This window comes from Alteromonas sp. KUL42 (genome assembly GCF_006538325.1).
In the GTDB taxonomy this organism is placed as follows: domain Bacteria; phylum Pseudomonadota; class Gammaproteobacteria; order Enterobacterales; family Alteromonadaceae; genus Alteromonas.
In genome coordinates, this window is record NZ_BJKK01000010.1 from 1 (window position 1) to 19,275 (window position 19,275).

A 19,275-nucleotide genomic window follows, 5' to 3' on the forward strand; every position below is an offset into this window, starting at 1 on the left:
AGAATAAATTTAATATGTAATTATCAGTAACTTTTAAATCTTCTTTGAAAGAAAGGTAGCGCTCACTAGAGAAACCATCAAAATTAGTAACACCATTTTGAGTGCCAATCCATAACGTATTATTCTTATCAAATACTAGTGTTTCCGAGTACAGTGTTCCATCAATTTTAAGCGCTTCAAAGACTACGGACCTTTCGAGTGAACTAAAGCTTTCAGAGTTTGCTAAGTTAATCTGCGATAATAGTGTACAGAGTAAAACAAAAAATCTTGTCATTTTATGAATAGTGCCTTTCTTATATTAGTAATCTATTATATTTAGCGTGTGCAACGAAATGAGGACTTAGCTCTAGTAGTTTTTGTTTAATTACGCAAAGGTATATTCAACTCTAAGACCTTATTCGCCAACTGTTAATTTCATTTTTGTACTAAGTGCACAGAACTTTGTACGAAAAGTAATATTTACTATTTTGTTCGACGCTAACTTAAGCTTTGGTCGTTGAAATTGGTAGTAAAGTAGTAAAATGTTTCCCTTGAATGTAAACACAATAGCAGTGCGAATATACGCGATAACTGCTATTGGTATAGTGTGTTTTAGTATCTTTCAACTTTCAGTTCTTATTAATGGCTCTGCAACGGTGAAATTGTTGGATGAGTTAGCTAAAACTGACTATCCAATACAACGTATTTCAGAAAATCGTATTCTTTTGTTAAACAAAATTTCTGACGATCTTCTTACCGCTGTAGTTACCGGAGACACGGAGTTTATTGACAAGGCAGCGCTTGCCTACAAAGAGTTGGAAATGGTTAATAAAACTCTTGTCGATATTATTTCCAAAAGTGAAAAGAAGTACACCGTTGAAAATACACCGCTACAAGAGTACTTCGAATTAGCAAGTCGCATTTCTACGGCTTTAACGGGAAATGGCGCAGCGAGCTATGTTCCTTCTGCTCAAGATCGCGAAAAGATGAATGCTTTGCTTGAAGAAGTAAGCAGGCAATTTACGGAGTTTAAAGAAGATTCTGTAGCTAGGCTTGCAAGCAATATTGAAACTGCCAAAAATGGTAGCAGCAGGGTCATAATTATCGGTGTTTCAATTGGTTTTTTAAGTATACTTTTGGCCGTTTTAGTTGCTGTTCCTGTGCAGCGAAGTTTATCAAAGTCAATTTCACAACTTACTAGTTCGCTAGATACATTCAAAACGGGTAATGGTGACTTGTCGGTCCGGTTACCTGAAAGTGGCTTAGACGATATTCGTCAGTTGTCTCACGCGTTTAATGGTTTTATGGCCGAACTAAGCCAAGCATTTTCAAGCGTGGTAAGTCTTTCTGGTGGTTTGACTGGCCATGCATTCAATGTTTCTTCTGCGGCGGAAGAATCGCACGCAATTTCTAATGTTCAGTCATCAAATGCTAAGCGCGCTAGGCAGAACATTGAAGGTATATTGCAGGAATCACATCTTATATCAAGCAAGTCCAATGAAGCTAAGGAACTGGCAGATAGTAGTAATAATAGAGTTAATGAAAGTAGAGCACTGTTTTCTCACACTGTTTTGTCAATTAAGTCACTTCGTGATGCAGCAGCAGATGCAGTTACAGAAATGGAGGCACTTTTAATTGATGTCAATCAAGTTACAGATGCCTTGAATGTCATTCAAAACATTGCCTCTCGAACTAACCTACTATCTCTTAATGCTGCAATTGAAGCTGCACGCGCTGGTGAAGCTGGAAGAGGTTTTGCTGTAGTAGCAGACGAAGTAAGGGATCTTGCTATCAAAACGCAAAGCTCTGCTACTGATATTCATAAAATGATCGAAAAGCTTCAAAGCCGCACTAGGGTTGTTTCTACTAGTTTAGACGGTTCTAAATCCAAGGCTGAGGAAAGTTTCTCTGAGATTGAAAGTGCAAATGCATCACTGGAAAACGTTGTTGCTGACATTGTTCAAGTCACGGCTCTTGCCTACGAAATAGCGTCATCAACGAGTAATCAGGTTGAAATGACAGAAAGTTTCTCTAGCGTCATCGATGAAGTTATCTCGTCTGCTTTTGAGAATGAAAAATCTTCAGATGAACTTGCCTCAGTGAGTGCCAAATTAGCTCAACTTTCTGATGAACTTACAAAAATTACCTCCCAATTTAGTGTTTAAATTTTAATTTAAAGGAACTCGTAATGAAAAGACATGCGGTCAAGACCAAGTACAAAGTGCTTGCATCTTGTTGTTTAATGTTCGCGTCGGTAGCTCAAGCGGAGATCAAATTTAATGGGTTTGGCTCGGTTCGTGGAACCTATGTCGATACCGACTCAATACAACGCCCATTTGCTAATTTACCTGAAGATGGAGAACTTTCTTTCAAAGATGAAAGTATATTTGGTTTACAAGCAAAAGCTGACTTGGGTGATGGTTTAAGTGCCACCATTCAGTTTACTGCTGATGGAACGGAAGATTTTGATGTAGAAGCCCGTTGGGCATATATATCTTATAAATTTGATAATCACTACCAAGTTAGTGTTGGGAAATTTGCTAACCCCATATTCTACCAATCTGAATATGAAATTGTTGGTTATGCGCACAACTTTGGGCGTTTACCAAAGTCGGTTTATTTTGGCTTCGACTTTAACACTGTTGAAGGGATCTCTCTTGACACCAATCACCGTGTCCATGGATACAATATTTCAACCAAGTGGTTGTATGGAAATTGGGACGGTGATATCACCGTTGCTTCTACGGGGGTTGATGAGTCAATAGGACTAGATGATATCTTTTTAGGTCGCCTTGAGGTATCCAAAGATTGGTGGAAAGTTTTTGCTGGAGGCTTTGTAGGTGAATTTACAGATGGTTCACTGAATGAATTTTTCCGCTCATTAATTGTACCCGGTAGTCAAGTGGCGCTTGAAAATGGAGCCACTCCAGAACAAGTGGAGCAATTAGCTACTCTGGTTGAATATCAGGGAAAAGATGCAGAATATTGGTATGCGGGATATGACATTGACTACAACAATTTCTTAAGTAGCTTTGAATATGCGAAATACGATGTCGACAATACCTTGCTTACTGAGATTCGAGCGTGGTACCTCTCTGTTGGATATCGATTTAGTGACTATGTTGTCTTATTTCGACGTGAGCAGCAACAACATATAACTAACTACTCTCAAACTGAATCAATTCAACACCCTATTTTAAACGCAGTTGCCCGTGGATTTCACGATGTATTCGCTAAAAATACCATCGACGGTATTGGTGTTTCTTTACGTTACGACTTTCACCCCAGTGCGGCGTTGAAATTTGATTATTTTGAAGGTGAAGATAAGACGCACGTGGATGGCAAGTACTCTATCGCTTCATTTGGTTTAGATTTTGTTTTTTAAGAGGTTAGGATGTTTACTTTTTTGAGACTTACAACAGTAATTGGACTTATGTTGCTGTCATTTGGTAGTCAGGCGCTAAGTGTTATCGTTCATCCAAGTAATACTGCAGTTCTGACCAAAAGTGATATTGCTGATATTTTCCTTGGTAAAAAACTAGAGTTCGAAAATGGCGAAACCATTAAACCGGTCAGTTTGGGCGAAGAAAATGAAGTCACACTCAACTTTGTTGATTCAGTGCTTAATAAAACACCCGCTCAACTTAAATCTTATTGGGCGAGGTTAATATTTACAGGGCAAGGGGAGCCTCCTGTCGCTGTCGACAGTGAACAACAGCTACTTGAAATGGTTGCTTCGGACCCTAACGCAATAGGTTTTGTGTCGGGGAAAAGCCCTGGCGGCGTTAAAGTAGTCGCTGAGTTTTAATGAGATGTTGCGGGTGGTAGGGCTCTCTGCCCGCGTATCAATACTATGAAAGTATATTCTATTTTTGCTTTGCTGTTGACAGCTTCGCTAGGAAGCGTCGCGGCAAATGAAGAAGCTTCATTGTCAAGGTTGTCTTTGTTAACTGGGGCAGATATGTCCCCTTATGTTTTTGAAAAACCTGATGGTTCTTTTTCAGGCATAAATGTAGAGATCATTCGTGAAATTTTTAAGAGGATGAACTTAGACTTCAACATTCATGTAGCTCCGAGAAAAAGGGTAGCGAGGCTTCTTCAAACTGGAAACTTTGACGGAGCCTTGAGTACGTTAGAAGTTGAGGATGATTTTTCAGACGGTGTATGGCTCTCTGACGAAATGTACATTGGAAATTTCAGTTTAATTTCTTGGGATAGCACACCGCTTCACAGTGAAAATTTGGATATGATGAGTAAGTTTAGTATCTTAGCCTCCACAGGAAGGTGGCAAAATAGCGTTTGTTTAAAGCCATTAGTTCTCTTGGAATCAGAGCTTCAAATGGTTCGCTTACTTAAACTGAAACGTATAGATGGTGTATTAGCTGAAGAAATTTCATTTTTTAACTATGCGAGAGAAAATGATATTTTTGATGAAATAAAGATTTCTGAACGGATGCTGGAAAGAAAAGTGAAATTCGTACTTTCGAAGCAATCGCCCCATTTGAAACTATTTGAGGAGCAATTTAATAAACACTTAAATCAATTATTGGAAGAGGGTTTCATCGATAAGCTATTCGTAAAGTTTCTCAATGTTAAAGCTCAAACGCCAAAACAAGAAAAGTAACCTTTAGATAAGGTTGCAAGAATTGAATTAGCAACGTTGTAGATTTCTTTTTAGTTTACAAATCGTAACGAAATACTTGGTACTTATTAACTACAATACGCCTTTCAAAAAAAGTAAACTCTTAACGCTTTAACTCACAAAATTACTAAATTACAAGAACGGATAAGAATGCAGTGAGGGTGTAGTGGGCGTTTTACTTCAATATTTTCATGCCATAGGTGCATTTAATGCACTGCTAATGTGCCTGATTTTGTGTGTTTCAGGCAAGTTAAACCCTGCGGGTAAAGTGTTGGCAATATGGCTATTTGCCTGGTCAGTGTATGCCGTTAGCCCACTTGTTTTTATTAATTCACCCTCTAGTGTGTTAAGCGCTTTTCACATTATTGCACTTTGGCTACCAGCTTCTTTTGGTGCATTAATGTATTTGTATCTTGCATTATCTATCCGAAGTAAAGGTTTATCTAAACGCGACATAATAAAATTCGTTCCTCTACTAGTTTGTTTGCTTCTTAATGCCGATTACGCATTTATGTCGGAAGTGCAATTAGCTGATTTTCGTGACAACGGTGTAGAGTTTGATATTCAGCATCTCATTGCCATGGTGTTTTTGTATGGACAGGCATTTTATTATTTCTCCAAAAGTTTTGGGCTCATCGCTCGCTATAAGCAGCAAACGGAAGATGAGTTATCCAATTTTCAGCCGGCTGTATTTCAAGGTCTAACCGTTATCATTGCCGTTAACGTGTTGCTCTGGTTGCTTGAGATTTTGTCGGCTTTTTACAGTGGCGTTTATTTTCTCGCATTGGCCAGCGATATCCTTTTTACACTGTTCTTGTGCTTTTTGGGGGCGCTGCATTTGAAAGAGCCTCACTTTTTTATTGTGCAAAATACGCAAGGTTTAAACACCAAAACTTCAGACGCCCATACAGTAAATAATCATCCCACAAGTCATCACTCTAAAGATAGAACTAGCGAAAAACCTGATGTTAATTGCTCTATTAATAGTGAAAGTGACATGAGTGAAGCTGAAGAAGTTGCTCTAGAAGAGCAATCTGAATTACCAAGCAGCACTATTAACGAGGTGTTTAGCGCTATCGATAGTTATATGCAAGAGCAGCAACCCTATCTCGATAGCCAACTAAGTCTGACATCACTGAGTGAACAATTAGGGCTTGGGAAACATTACGTTTCAGAGGCTATCAACACCATTTCAGGGCAGAACTTTTATCAATATGTGAATGCCTACCGCGTAAACTGGTTTTGTAAACAGTTAGAAGAAAGCCCTGATGCAAAATTGTTAGACTTGGCAATGGACAGTGGTTTTTCTTCAAAAAGCGCGTTCAATGCCGTATTTAAAAAAATAACAGGTCAAACGCCAACTCAGTTTAGATCATCTATGCTTTTGGCAGTTTAATAATAACCAGCTTACAAGGTTGTCGCCTGATGCCCGCGCTTTAAATAGTAACCATTTGGGGTGTGTTTCCGCAGTTGCCAAAGTCTATTCAGCATATCTTGTTTGCGGAAATAGTGAGAAAGTGGCAAGTCATAGTGTCCTTGCTTAATTTCTAAATGGTTATTCACGCTTTTCACTTCCCGTAACTTGGCCTAAACCGATAGCATCGCCTCTATTCCATATCATAGTGGTAATAAATACCAGCAACATGCCTTTCAATTTCAGCTAAATGCAGTTAATGAAGCTATTCGTACGTCCTAACTTATCAATCTGGACGCTATTTCTCTGCATATTTGTACCCTTGAAGCCAAGTTTAAGTGCGTTTGTTTAGTTGGTCATCCCAAAAGATAAGTCGGCTAACGTCGCAGTGTTTAAAAGCATTAAGCGGTATTCAATTAAGAGGAATGAATATGGGAAGTCATCGCAATCGTTTTTTAAAACTAATGGCTATGTTTGGCGGACTACTGTGTGGTAGCCAACTTGCAGGTGCCACTACATTTGACATTGGTGACGCAGAGCGCTTTGCTCAGCTATTGAATTCAGATATCCCTGTTAGCGTAGAAGCACTTCAAGATAATTACTTAGCGAACGCAGGTGTTGGCGTTAAAAGTATCATGAGCAGTATTCAGTCAGCTGAAAAAATGCACGCATCTATTAGCCAAGCACCGCAAAACTACACGCATGCCGTTGATGTCTGTCTTCCTGCCGCTAAAGCCATTGAAGTTGAAGCGAAAGCTATGGTGGCTAAAGTAGCTTCGGGTACTGACACCAAGCCTGCCGAGACAATTAGCATAGTGCTTGGAGCAAATAATATTGCTGCAACAGCGTCGCCCAGCGGTATTATTCTTGCGCTTGAAACCCTCTGTCAACAAGCTCATAACCTTGAACAGGCAAAAGTACTATTATTAGAATATATCGCGCATGAGATGGTGCATGTCGCACAATATCAATCAACAAAAAGAACCAGTTTTGTTTTCAATTTACTCGAAATGTCGTTGATTGAAGGCACTGCTGATTTCATCTCGTCAATGTATCTAGATAAACCCTCTTTGTTACAGCAACCGCGTAAAACGTGGGGAGAGCATCATGCCGTTCAATTATGGAAAGCTTTTATTGAACAGCAACATAATAAGGGCTACGGAACGTGGCTTTATGCGCCGTCCGCCAATGAACAACCAGCTGATATGGGATATTGGATGGGCAGTCAAATAGCAGAGCATTATTACAACAGCGCCGAAGACAAAATGGTGGCTATTAGCACACTATTACGTATGGAAGATGCCGATGCCCTTTTTCGTCAGTCAGGTGTGAATGCGAAAACAGCCCGCATAAACGTGAATAACGTTGAGTTGATGTATGAGGATGAAGGAATAGGAAGTAACGTTGTGGTATTCGATGCTGGCTTTGGCACAAAACATTCAGTATGGCAGTACGTTATTGACCTACTACCTATGAATATTCGCACTATTGCTTATACGCGCACCGAGCTCACTGCCCCGCCAGAGCTAGCTAAAGCGAGAACGGTTGAAGAGCATTTATCTGATTTAAGGGCTTTACTTACTGCATTGTCGATTGACGAGCCTATTTTATATGTAACCCATTCTTATAGCGGTATGATTGCTGCTCGTTACGCTGAAAGCTATCCTGATGAGATCAAGGGTATGGTAATGGTTGAGCCGGCAACCTTCGCCCAGCGCAAACATTTTATGCAGCTAGATGCAGAAGGTGTAAAAAAAGAAGATGAGATGATTTTAGGTCACATGCCACCGCACTTAGCCGCGCAATATGCACTAATTATTGAACAAATGGACGACGCTTCTGCTTCGGTAAAATCGATTCCTGCTGCCATTCCAACGGCAGTGTTTTCTGCTGGTAACCCAAGTGAACACCCCTTTTCAATTACCGAAACCAAAGAGGGAAGACCAGTGTGGCTAGCACTACACAAACAGCTTGTTGAAGACAGTGAGCATCAGAAGCAATATATTGTTGACACCGATTCGCACAACATTCACAAGCGAAACCCTGAACTTATAGCATCACAAATAGTAAAAATGGCAGAACAGACGACAGCTTACACAACCACTTACACTACCAATCAGACGAGCATCCAGACGACCACTCAGTAGTGGGGGAGTAAGTTCGTGAAGTGTGTACTAGGCTAAATTCTGTGAAGGAAGATTGTTTTTTATTGAACATAGGTACTATACGCGCCGCGCGTGGAAACACGGTGTAACTGGTTTTCGCGCCAACGCTTTCATCTATGAGTTATAAAGGTTTGCCTGTGTCTATCACTCCCTTAAATCGCCGCTTCTCTGTCGCTCCAATGCTCGATTGGACCGATCGTCATTGCAGATATTTTTTGCGTTTAATGTCAAAACATACCCTGCTGTATACGGAAATGGTCACCACTGGCGCTATTATTTATGGGAAGGGCGACTACCTTGGTTACAACCAAGAAGAACACCCTGTTGCGCTGCAATTAGGAGGAAGCGACCCAAGTGATATGACACGTTGTGCTGTATTGGCACAAGAGCGTGGTTATGACGAAGTAAATATCAATGTTGGTTGCCCAAGTGACAGGGTAAAAAATGGCAGTTTTGGCGCGTGCTTGATGGCACAGCCCGATGTGGTTGCACAGTGTGTTGCTGCCATGCAGGCTGAAGTTGACATTCCTGTAACGGTAAAGTGCCGTATCGGCATTGACGACATGGATGAAGATGAAGACTTTGCACAATTTATTGATGTGGTTGCAAATGCGGGATGTAACACCTTTATTGTGCATGCGCGAAAAGCGTGGTTGAAAGGGTTAAGCCCTAAAGAAAATAGGGAAATTCCCCCGTTGAATTACCCAAGGGTTCACCGCCTTAAAGCCGCGCGACCAGAGCTTTCAATTAGTATTAACGGCGGTATAAAAACGCTTGATGAAAGCCTTGAGCAGCTTGAGTTACTTGATGGTGTAATGATGGGCCGAGAAGTGTACTCAAACCCATACATAATGGCGAATGTGGATGCGCTGATTTTTGGCGATGACAACAGCGATGTAATGCATCGTCGCGACATCGTCGTTAAGATGCAAGAATATATTGCTCGTCAAGACTCACCTTACTTTAAACCATGGCATGCAGCTCGACACATGTTGGGGCTTTATCAAGGTCAGGCTGGAGGTCGAATTTGGCGCCGGTATCTAAGTCAGAATGGTACGGGAAAATCCCCCGATCCTGATCTGTTAATGAATGCATTGGATGCAGTTGAGAAAGCGCAGAAAGAGGTTGATGACTACAATGGTCAAAAAGACTAACGTAGTGGTGTTTTTGACTAAAGTTTAATATTTGTTCAATCTGTTTTATAAGTAAGATTTGGGTGAGGATTTTTAAAAGTTGTTTTAAATTAGTGGTTTAAGTTGTTTTTTCTAACTTGGCACAGCTCTCGCAATAACGTAAGTATCACAACGACGGTGTGTTGTTGTACTGACTAACTCCGAGGGATATTATGAAAACTTCACTAATTGCAGCGACTTTACTTTCAGCAAGCATGATGAGCGGCGCAGCGAGCGCGCAAGAGTCAGTGCTTCAATCTTTACTAACTGACATGGTAACTAGTATGGTTACGGTGACAGCGAATGAAATCAGCGCCGATGTTTATCAATCAGTTGCAAATACATCTTACCACTTCGAACTAGATGGAAAGAAAAACATTGATGCTGGACGCGTAAGTGTTACGGATTTGGTGGTAAGTACTGATGGTACAGAAGAATTAAGCCAAGTCGATGCTGATTAAACACTGACTAGACGCTTATTAATAGCGGCTGAAAAGTTGAATATAATGAAGAGAGCGCCCATTTAGGCGCTTTTTTTATATCTCAGACATTTTCAGTTTCATCGATTAAGTATTGCTTAACACTTTTTCGCACCATAGCGTAAATAACATTCACTCCCGTGTATAAACCCTGAATGTATAAAACAATGATAAAACGCGCTATTTGTCTAAAGGTTTTACTAAGCCTTACCCTCATAACCACTTTCACAAGCTCTGCTAAACAGCAAAAACTGTTACCAAGTGACGGTAAGACAGAGGACTACTTTGGGTATAGTGTCGCTGTTGATGGCACTACCGCACTGGTAGGGGCGTACAAAGCTGATATAAACCTACATGAGGATGCTGGTGCGGCATATGTCTACACCAAAGTAGGATCAGGCTGGCAACAACAGGCAAAACTAAGTGTAACTCCTGCTTTTTCTAATGACACGCTTGGCGGTAAAGTAGCACTTAAAAACCGCATTGCCATACTCGGTATTAGAAATCGAGATGATGCAGCAGAAGATGCAGGGGCTGTGGTTGCATTTGAATATGAAGAATCTAATTGGTCTCAGCAGCAAATTTTAACGGCAACAGATGCAAAGAAAGGGGATGCCTTTGGTCAGAGTATTGGCCTAACTGAGCAATTCCTCGTTATTGGTGCTCCCCGCAGCGATAGTCCTCTCGAAGACACCGGGGCTGTGTACGTCTATTCACGAAGTCAAGATAGTTGGCAGTTTCAAAGCAAACTAACAGCAGATGATGGCATGGCGGGTGACTTGTTTGGAATTAGTGTAGCTGTAGATGGCAATACCATTCTAGTTGGTGCCGATTTAAATGATGAAAAAGCAGAAAATGCAGGCGCTGTTTACGTTTTTTCATTCAATGGAAGTCAGTGGAGTCAACAGGCTAAGCTCATGGCGAGCGACGGTGCTAAGACTGATATATTTGGCGTAAGAGTCGCCCTACACGGTGATACCGCATTAATCTCTGCACGAAGGGATGACATAGAAGGAGTTGGTGTTGACGCGGGATCAGCATATATTTTCGAGCGTTCAAATAATACATGGGAACAAACTCAAAAGCTCATTGCGCCGGACGGTAATGCAGATGATAGATTTGGGCGTGGCGTGGCGCTAAGCAATGACACTGCAATAATCAGTGCAATGCACCATGATGCTAAAGATAGTGATGCGGGTGCCGCCTACGTTTTCAAAAAGCAACATAAACGATGGCGTCTTGAGCGAAAGATACTTGCGATAGATGGGTTATCAGAAGACAGATTTGGTTGGAACGTCTCATTATCAAATAGTACGGCCATTATTGCGGCCCCTCATCGCGATGACAATGGCGAAACTTCCGGTGCAGCATACGTGATAGATTTATCTGACAAAAATTAGATAGCGTTATAAATATCAAAATCGGCATCAAACTTGGTGTCGAGTTCTCCCCGTTTTCGTGTTGGTCAAAAAACTAAATGTTGTGGTCAATATGACCAATGATTGGTTTTTCTCTTTCTCTGTACTTCCTCTTTAGTTCACCTTTATGTTAAATAATCTAATGAAATCAATGCTTTAATTTTCTGGCATGCCGATTGTAATAGTAATGAGGAATCCAGCGAACAACACACAATGTGATACAGGGCTGGAAACCAAACAACATTCTTAACGGAGAAATAATCATGGGTATGTTTTCGCGTATTAACGATATTGTTCAGGCAAACATCAACGCAATGTTAGATAAAGCTGAGGATCCAGAAAAAATCATTCGTCTGATTATTCAGGAAATGGAAGAAACATTGGTTGAAGTTCGCACTGATGCCGCACGTTATATTGCGCAGCAAAAAACGCTAACACGTCAAATGGACGGGGCAACAAAGCAAATTAATGGCTGGCAAGACAAAGCGCAGCTTGCGATGAATAACGATAAGGAAGCATTGGCAAAGGCTGCGCTGATTGAAAAGCAAAAGTATGTTGCGAAGTTGACCTCACTGGAAGAACAGCAAGCGCACTTAACAGAAACTATTGAGAAGATTCAGGAAGATACATCGCGCTTAAACAGCAAACTTGCTGAGGCCAAAGCAAAGCAAAAAACCTTGGTTCAGCGCAGAAACTCAGCGCAAACCCGCTTGAAAGTGAAGCAAGCCAACCATGAAAGCAAAATTGATGATGCGATGACACGTTTTGAAAATTACGAGCAGCGTATCGACTATCTAGAAGCGCAAGTTGATGCCTACGATCTAACCAAGTCGAGTGATGCTGCATCATTACAAGCACAGTTTGATGTCATGGAAGCAGATGAAGCAATCGAGAAAGAACTGGCTGAACTTAAAAAGAAGAAGGTTGCTTAGGCAACTCTCTTCTTACTAAACCGACGTAAAGTCGAACGAAAATCGCAAAGAGCAAAGTAAAGAATTTTGGAGAAGAACATGAAAATACCATCACAAAAACGTATGTATAGAGATTTAGATTCAGGCGTTATCTCAGGTGTTTGTGCAGGCGTAGCACGCTACTTTGATATCGATGCGGTTTGGGTTCGTGCTGCGGCGGTTGTAAGTTTGTTCGTTGCTACACCTATTACCATTGTTGCTTACATAGCCGCCGTTATTCTTTTACCGAGGATGGTGTAATGAAAAATTTTCTACTCGCTGTGGTTATTGCCATTATTGTGGTGAACTGCATGGGAACCTTGGTTGATGATTGGTTAGGAATGCACTTGGTTATGTCTGACGAGTTGCTAAGTCCTTGGGAAAATGTGGCGGTACTTACATTGATAGGCGTTGTTTTGGCAATTGTTGGTTTTGTGGTTGCAGTTAGTGTGTTGGGGACTATCCTTTTAGCATTGGGTGCTGGGTTTTTAGCATTGCTTGCTGTTGGCGTAAGTGCATTTTGGCCTATCATCCTTATTGTAATCGCACTATATGCGTTGAAAAATAGAAGTTCTGTACGGTATAAGCGTCAAAATGACGGTAACATGCATCAATCATTATAGGAATTATAAATGAATTTAAGTTGTGTTTAGTTATCAAATAATGATGTTATATGCACGACTATCAATGAAAATTGTAATCCACACGCAAATTTAAGAAATTAAAGAAAGTTAAGCAGTACATATAGCTGGCCCTGGCCGGCTATATGTCATTATAAGGAAGGTTGGTGTTATATGAGACAATCAATTAACGCAAAATGGATAGTAAGCGGTTCGTTAGCAATCGTTGTAATTTTTTGGCTAATCGGCTGGTACTGGAGTCTGTCGCCTGATGCATACGACGTGCGACAGCGCGTTGAGCAAAGTGCATCAATAGAAAATCCAACGCGAGTCGCTGGATATACACTCACTACCACCATGATTGATGTGTCGGAAACCCTTCTTAATAAACCCGGTGGTTACCTTTCTAATGATGTCATTCCTCCAAGTGTATTTCTAGATAACATGCCTGCGTGGGAGTTTGGCGCGTTGGAAATGATCCGCGATTTAGCTTTATCTATGCGCAAAGACTTCAGTCGCTCCCAGTCTCAATCAGTAGAGAATTCATTCCTTACCAAAGCACATCCTAAATTCAATATGGATCACAAGAGCTGGACGTTGCCTTCATCTGAGTCAAGCTATGCCGATGGCATTGCATTACTTAAGCAGTACCGCGATGAATTGGCCAACACCCGTCAATCAGACAGTCAATTTTATACCCGTGCTGATAATTTACGCGAATGGTTGAAACAGGTCGAAAAACGTTTGGGTAGCTATTCACAAAGACTCAGTGCCAGCGTAGGATCAGCGCGAGTGAATACCGACTTGGCTGGTGATGCTAATGCTCGCCAATCTTCACCTGTCGCTAGCCAGCGTGTGGTCCAAACGAGTTGGTGGAAATTAGACGACAACTTTTATGAAGCACGCGGTGCAACGTGGGCATTGTTACACTTCTTAAAAGCCGTTGAAATTGAATTTTATGATGTACTGGAAGATAAAAATGCTCTGGTTAGTTTGCAGCAAATTATTAGAGAGCTTGAGGCTACTCAGCAAACCGTATATAGCCCTATGATCTTAAATGGTAGCGGCTTTGGCTTGCTGGCCAATCACTCATTGGTCATGGCAAACTATATTTCCAGGGCAAATGCCGCTTTAATTGAACTATCAGAACTGCTTAATCAAGGATAATGAATGAAAAAAGGTCTTCTTGTTGCTGCATTAGGTTGTGCAATGCTATCGCAAGCGTCTTACGCAGATACCATTGCCGGCGTATATGTCGGTGCTCAAATGTGGCAAACAGACACCTCGGGTGGCTTTGCCGATACTAGCAATACCGCTGATTTTAACTTTGACGATGAAACTAACACGGCGTTATATGTTGCCTTAGAACACCCGTTGCCTTTCATTCCAAACGTAAAGATAAATCACACATCACTCGATAATTCAGGCTCTACGGTGTTGAGCTCGAATCTGACATTTGACGGTCAGCTTTATACTGCAAACAGTACGGTAAGTACGGATGTTGAAATAAGCGCTACCGATTTTATCCTTTATTACGAGTTGTTTGATAACGACCTAGTGAGCTTTGATTTAGGGATAAACGCTAAGTACATCGATGGCGATCTTTTTGTTGTGGATAGGGCGAGTAATACTTCAGGGGCCACTGAATTTTCTGGTGTTGTTCCTATGGCGTACTCAAAAGTACAGCTCGGGTTACCCTTTACCGGTTTATCTGCTTACTTTGAAGGAAGCTATCTCTCTTTTGATGATCATGAGCTCAGCGATTATCAGGTCGCCCTTCAATATTCTTTTATAGAAAGCATCGCACTAGATATGACACTGCAATTAGGTTACCGAAACGTAACCGTCGACATTGAAGATCTCGATGATGTGTATGCCGATATGGAGTTCGATGGTGTTTTTGCAGGCCTAGAACTGCACTTTTAAGCCATTTGCTACAAAATTTAATAAGGCGTTAGGGGCTTCCTTTAACGCCGTTTTTTTATTTCAATGTCGCTTTTAAGCACTTTACGTAATAAAAAAGTTTCATTTATTCTTTTCTCTTCTTGAAGAAAGTCGTTAGCCTTAGCGTCATTGATAAAAGGCTAAAAGACTATGTCACAAGATTCTAATTCTAATTCAGCGCCAGGCGCGGTATTAAACGAACAACAATGGAATGCAATCACACAAGCTATTGCAGGCTTAAACCGTGATCAACTTACCTGGGTAAGTGGTTATGCAGCGGGAATGGCGGCTGCTCAAGGTGGTGCGATTGCTCCCGTTATACAAAGCGCAACTGCACCAGCCGGTGATGCGCCAACCCTAACCATTCTTTACGGCTCACAAACAGGTAACGCCAAAGGTATTGCTGCACAGTGCCAAGCGAAAGCTGAAGCTGCTGGTTATAGCAGTAAGTTAGTGAGTATGGCCGACTACAAACCTCGCAACTTGAAAGGGGAGACCCACGTAGCGGTGTTTGTAAGTACCCATGGTGAAGGTGATGCGCCAGATGATGCCATTGAATTGCATGAATTCTTGGGCGGCAAAAAAGCACCGAAGCTTGCCAATACTAAGTATGCTGTACTGGGCTTAGGCGATAGTAGCTATGAGTTTTTCTGCCAAACCGGTAAAGACTTTGACGAGCGCTTGGGCAAAATTGGCGGTAAGTCCATTGTTGAGCGTTTAGATTGTGATGTTGACTATGAAGCAGAGGCCGAAGCGTGGCTTGCCAAGCTTATTGAAGCGTTAAAAGATGACTTCAGCGCAGCGCAAGCCCCAGCGGTAGCAGTACAAGCCGGCGTTGCGGTGCAAGGTGTTGCTTCACAAACGTACACCAAAAAAGCGCCTTTTAAGGCAGTGTTAATCGATTCTCAAAAAATCACAGGCCGTGATTCAGTAAAAGATATTCGCCATATTGAAATCAGCCTTGAAGATTCTGGCATTACTTATCAACCCGGTGATGCCTTAGGAGTATGGTTTAAGAATGCTGCCACTTTGGTGTCTGAACTACTTGGTTTGTTGTCACTTGATGGCGATACAGAGGTTATCGTAGCTGATACTACAACTACACTTGTTGAAGCGTTAACCTCTAAATTAGAGCTTACGCTTAGCTATCCTAACTTCATCAAGTCATACCAAGCAGCAACAGGTTCAGAAAGCCTTGCTGCATTGATGGAAGACAAAGCACAGCTACGTACATATATGGCTGAGCGTCAGATTATTGATATTGTTCGCGACCATCCAGGGACGCTATCTGCTCAACAGTTGGTTGATGCACTTCGTCCATTAACGCCGCGTTTATACTCTATTGCATCAAGCCAAGCTGAAGTGGAAGAGGAAGTTCATCTCACTGTTGCACATGTTGACTATGAAGCTTTTGGTCATCGTCATCAGGGCGGTGCATCTGGGTTCCTTTGTGAATACTTAGAGGAAAACGGTGAAGTAGAGGTGTTTGTAGAAAACAACGATAACTTCCGTTTGCCTACCGACCCAAATACGCCAGTTATCATGGTTGGTCCAGGTACAGGCATTGCGCCATTTAGAGCATTCATGCAAGAACGCGATGCGCAAGGTGCTGAAGGTAAAAACTGGTTGTTCTTTGGTAACCCGCACTTTACGCAAGATTTCTTGTATCAGGTTGAGTGGCAAGGGTACGTGAAAGAAGGCTTATTAGACAAAATTACGCTTGCGTTCTCTCGTGACCAAGAAGAAAAAATCTACGTTCAACACCGCTTGTTGGAAAATGGCAAAGAGGTGTACGAATGGCTTGAACAGGGCGCGCATTTCTACGTGTGTGGTGATGCAATGCACATGGCTAAAGATGTAGAAAATGCCCTTATTACTATTGTTCAAGAGCACGGTGGTAAATCTGAAGCCGATGCGAAAGCCTATGTTGTAGAGTTACGTAAAGCGAAGCGTTATCAGAAGGATGTCTATTAATGAGTAACGAAAAATCACCATTTATCGTTGAGGGCAAACTGGCTGACAACGAACGTTTAAAGCGCGAAAGTAATAATTTGCGCGGCACCATCGAAGCCGACTTAAAAGACCAACTTACCGGTGGCTTTACGGCTGATAATTTTCAGCTTATTCGTTTTCACGGTATGTATCAGCAGGATGATCGCGATATTCGAGCTGATCGCGCTAAGCAAAAGCTAGAGCCATTGCACAACGTTATGCTTCGTGCACGTTTACCTGGTGGGGTTATTACGCCTGACCAGTGGCTCGCTATCGACAAATTTGCCGCTGAACAAACCTTGTACGGCAGTATTCGTCTTACAACCCGTCAAACTTTCCAGTTCCACGGTGTGTTGAAGCCGAAAATTAAGTCGATGCATCAAATGCTCAATAAAGTGGGTATCGATTCCATTGCCACAGCAGGTGACGTTAACCGCAACGTGTTGTGTACCTCTAACCCTGTTGAGTCTGAACTTCATCTTCAAGCCTTCGAGTGGGCAAAGAAAATAAGCGAGCACTTATTACCTAAGACTCGCGCTTACGCTGAAATTTGGCTGGACGGAGAGAAAGTAGAAACTACCGAAAAGCCAGTAGAACCGATTTTGGGTGACAACTACTTGCCACGTAAATTTAAAACAACGGTTGTTATTCCGCCGCAAAATGACGTTGACGTGCATGCAAATGACCTTAACTTTGTGGCGATTGCAGAAAATGGCCAGTTGGTTGGTTTTAACGTATTGGTAGGTGGTGGTCTTGCCATGACCCATGGCGACAAGAGCACGTACCCGCGTAAAGCAAGTGACTTCGGTTTTATTCCTTTGACCAGTACATTAGATGTTGCCGCTGCCGTTGTGACTACACAGCGTGATTGGGGTAACCGAGTTAATCGCAAGAACGCAAAAACCAAATATACATTAGAGCGCGTTGGTGTTGAAAACTTCAAAGCTGAAGTTGAAAAGCGTGCAGGTGTGACATTCCAGGAAAGCAGACCTTATGAATTTACTGGTCGCGGAGACCGCTTTGGATGGGTTGAAGGTATTGACGGAAAATACCATTTAACGGTGTTTATTGAGAACGGCCGTATTTTAGATTACCCGAATAAGACACTTAAAACTGGCTGTGCAGAAATCGCAAAAATTCACAAAGGTGACTTCCGCTTAACGGCTAATCAAAACCTTATCATTGCAGGTGTTGCACCAGAAGACAAAGCGGCTATAGAGTCTCTTGCTCGAGAACATGGCTTGATTGCTCCGGCAATTTCAAATCAACGTCTTGATTCTATGGCGTGTGTAGCACTGCCTACTTGCCCGCTAGCAATGGCAGAAGCCGAACGTTATTTACCTGATGCGGTAACCGAACTTGAAGGGTTACTTGCGAAGCATGGTCTTGAACAAGACAGTGTTATCTTCCGAGTAACAGGGTGTCCGAATGGTTGTGGTCGCGCCATGCTCTCTGAAGTAGGGTTAGTTGGTAAAGGCCCTGGTAAGTACAACTTGCATTTAGGGGGCGACAGAGAAGGTACACGTATTCCACGTATGTATCGCGAAAATATCAGCGAACAGGAAATCATGGCAGAACTCGATGTGTTATTGGGCCAATGGGCCAAAGAGCGCAATGCGGGTGAAGCTTTTGGTGATTTTGTGGTTCGCGCTGGTGTTGTTAAACCAGTAATCGACTCTGCACGAGATTTCTATGACGCATAGTGTAAACAGTACAGCATCACAGCAGCAAACTCTTTCACTTGATATCAGTAAGGAAGCGCTTGCTGATATCAATGAAACGCTGGAGAAAATGACAGCGCAAGAGCGGGTGGCATGGGCGCTAGAGAATTTACCTGATACGCACATTGTTTCATCGAGCTTTGGTGCCCAATCAGCAGTGATGCTGCACATGTTGACGCAAGCACAACCGGATATGCCGGTTGTGCTCACCGATACCGGCTATTTGTTTCCAGAAACCTATCAATTTATTGACGAACTAGTTGATAAATTGAAACTAAACCTGCATGTCTATCGTGCTGATATGTCATCAGCATGGCAAGAGGCGAGGTTTGGTCGTTTGTGGGAAAAAGGCATTGAGGGTATTGAGCAGTACAACAAAATGAACAAAGTAGAGCCCATGCAACGTGCTTTGAGTGATCTTAAAGCCGGAACTTGGTTTGCGGGGCTACGCAGAAGCCAGTCTGATACACGTGGGAAACTACCTGTACTGCAGAAAGTGGGTAAGCAATTTAAGTTATATCCAATCATCGATTGGAGTAACAAAGACTTGCATTACTACTTAAAAGACAATGGTCTTGACTATCACCCTTTGTGGGAGCAAGGCTATGTGTCTATTGGCGATTGGCATACTACGCAGTCATTGCAAGAAGGTATGAGTGAGCAAGATACTCGTTTCTTTGGCTTAAAAAGAGAATGTGGGTTACACGAATTCGGTGACGGAATCTAGATTCACTTAAACAGGCACCAGTCTTGTCATGCGAGTACTTAATGGGCAAGGC

At 42.1% G+C, this 19,275-nt stretch carries 19 protein-coding genes; 17 read left to right on the forward strand and 2 right to left on the reverse strand.

Annotated features, from left to right (window positions below; translation table 11 throughout):
* On the reverse strand, positions 1-274 hold a 274-nt coding region (locus tag EYR97_RS22045; RefSeq protein ID WP_207308059.1), incomplete at its 3' end, for a hypothetical protein.
* 247 nt (positions 275-521) lie between these two features.
* Between EYR97_RS22045 and EYR97_RS13715 the strand changes: the two genes are divergently transcribed.
* The 5 genes from EYR97_RS13715 (at position 522) to EYR97_RS13735 (ending at position 6,017) form a co-directional block, all read left to right on the forward strand.
* On the forward strand, positions 522-2,144 hold the full coding sequence (locus EYR97_RS13715; RefSeq protein ID WP_131094234.1) for a methyl-accepting chemotaxis protein: 1,623 nt from the start codon (positions 522-524) through the stop codon (positions 2,142-2,144).
* 23 nt (positions 2,145-2,167) lie between these two features.
* Positions 2,168-3,364 carry a porin gene (locus EYR97_RS13720; protein ID WP_131094235.1) on the forward strand — a complete coding sequence of 399 codons (1,197 nt, stop codon included), beginning with the start codon at positions 2,168-2,170 and terminating at the stop codon, positions 3,362-3,364.
* 21 nt (positions 3,365-3,385) lie between these two features.
* Entirely contained in the window at positions 3,386-3,787 is a 402-nt protein-coding gene (locus EYR97_RS13725; protein WP_131094236.1) for a phosphate ABC transporter substrate-binding protein, read from the forward strand.
* A gap of 45 nt (positions 3,788-3,832) precedes the next feature.
* On the forward strand, positions 3,833-4,603 hold the full coding sequence (locus EYR97_RS13730) for an ABC transporter substrate-binding protein (RefSeq protein WP_131094237.1): 771 nt from the start codon (positions 3,833-3,835) through the stop codon (positions 4,601-4,603).
* 184 nt (positions 4,604-4,787) lie between these two features.
* Complete coding sequence (locus tag EYR97_RS13735; RefSeq protein WP_131094238.1) at positions 4,788-6,017, forward strand: AraC family transcriptional regulator; 1,230 nt, start codon at positions 4,788-4,790, stop codon at positions 6,015-6,017.
* A gap of 11 nt (positions 6,018-6,028) precedes the next feature.
* On the opposite strand, the gene EYR97_RS21905 is transcribed toward EYR97_RS13735, so the two are convergent.
* Positions 6,029-6,184 (reverse strand): hypothetical protein, encoded by a 156-nt coding sequence (locus EYR97_RS21905; RefSeq protein WP_165478044.1) that lies wholly within the window; start codon positions 6,182-6,184, stop codon positions 6,029-6,031.
* Positions 6,185-6,466: 282 nt separating this feature from the next.
* Here EYR97_RS21905 and EYR97_RS13740 point away from each other — a divergent pair, with 282 nt between their 5' ends.
* The 12 genes from EYR97_RS13740 (at position 6,467) to EYR97_RS13795 (ending at position 19,223) form a co-directional block, all read left to right on the forward strand.
* Positions 6,467-8,182 (forward strand): alpha/beta fold hydrolase, encoded by a 1,716-nt coding sequence (locus tag EYR97_RS13740; protein WP_165478045.1) that lies wholly within the window; start codon positions 6,467-6,469, stop codon positions 8,180-8,182.
* 197 nt (positions 8,183-8,379) lie between these two features.
* A complete protein-coding gene (gene dusA, locus EYR97_RS13745; RefSeq protein ID WP_242635032.1) occupies positions 8,380-9,354 on the forward strand; it encodes a tRNA dihydrouridine(20/20a) synthase DusA in 975 nt (324 codons plus the stop codon).
* Between the two features lie 191 nt (positions 9,355-9,545).
* Positions 9,546-9,833: a hypothetical protein gene (locus EYR97_RS13750; RefSeq protein ID WP_131094241.1), complete on the forward strand. Its 288-nt coding sequence runs from the start codon at positions 9,546-9,548 to the stop codon at positions 9,831-9,833.
* A 185-nt stretch (positions 9,834-10,018) separates the two neighbouring features.
* Positions 10,019-11,251, forward strand: a complete 1,233-nt coding sequence (locus tag EYR97_RS13755; RefSeq protein WP_131094242.1) for an FG-GAP repeat protein — start codon at positions 10,019-10,021, stop codon at positions 11,249-11,251.
* Between the two features lie 281 nt (positions 11,252-11,532).
* Entirely contained in the window at positions 11,533-12,201 is a 669-nt protein-coding gene (gene pspA, locus EYR97_RS13760; protein WP_131094243.1) for a phage shock protein PspA, read from the forward strand.
* Between the two features lie 78 nt (positions 12,202-12,279).
* Positions 12,280-12,480 carry a PspC domain-containing protein gene (locus EYR97_RS13765; protein WP_131094244.1) on the forward strand — a complete coding sequence of 67 codons (201 nt, stop codon included), beginning with the start codon at positions 12,280-12,282 and terminating at the stop codon, positions 12,478-12,480.
* Complete coding sequence (locus tag EYR97_RS13770) at positions 12,480-12,842, forward strand: hypothetical protein (protein ID WP_131094245.1); 363 nt, start codon at positions 12,480-12,482, stop codon at positions 12,840-12,842. Before EYR97_RS13765 ends, EYR97_RS13770 begins: the two co-directional genes overlap by 1 nt.
* Before the next feature lie 171 nt (positions 12,843-13,013).
* Entirely contained in the window at positions 13,014-14,006 is a 993-nt protein-coding gene (locus tag EYR97_RS13775) for a DUF2333 family protein (protein WP_131094246.1), read from the forward strand.
* Between the two features lie 3 nt (positions 14,007-14,009).
* Positions 14,010-14,765 (forward strand): TIGR04219 family outer membrane beta-barrel protein, encoded by a 756-nt coding sequence (locus tag EYR97_RS13780; RefSeq protein WP_131094247.1) that lies wholly within the window; start codon positions 14,010-14,012, stop codon positions 14,763-14,765.
* Positions 14,766-14,933: 168 nt separating this feature from the next.
* A complete protein-coding gene (locus EYR97_RS13785) occupies positions 14,934-16,757 on the forward strand; it encodes an assimilatory sulfite reductase (NADPH) flavoprotein subunit (protein WP_131094248.1) in 1,824 nt (607 codons plus the stop codon).
* Entirely contained in the window at positions 16,757-18,478 is a 1,722-nt protein-coding gene (gene cysI / locus EYR97_RS13790; protein ID WP_131094249.1) for an assimilatory sulfite reductase (NADPH) hemoprotein subunit, read from the forward strand. Before EYR97_RS13785 ends, cysI begins: the two co-directional genes overlap by 1 nt.
* Entirely contained in the window at positions 18,468-19,223 is a 756-nt protein-coding gene (locus tag EYR97_RS13795) for a phosphoadenylyl-sulfate reductase (protein ID WP_131094250.1), read from the forward strand. Before cysI ends, EYR97_RS13795 begins: the two co-directional genes overlap by 11 nt.
* Positions 19,224-19,275: the final 52 nt, after the last annotated feature.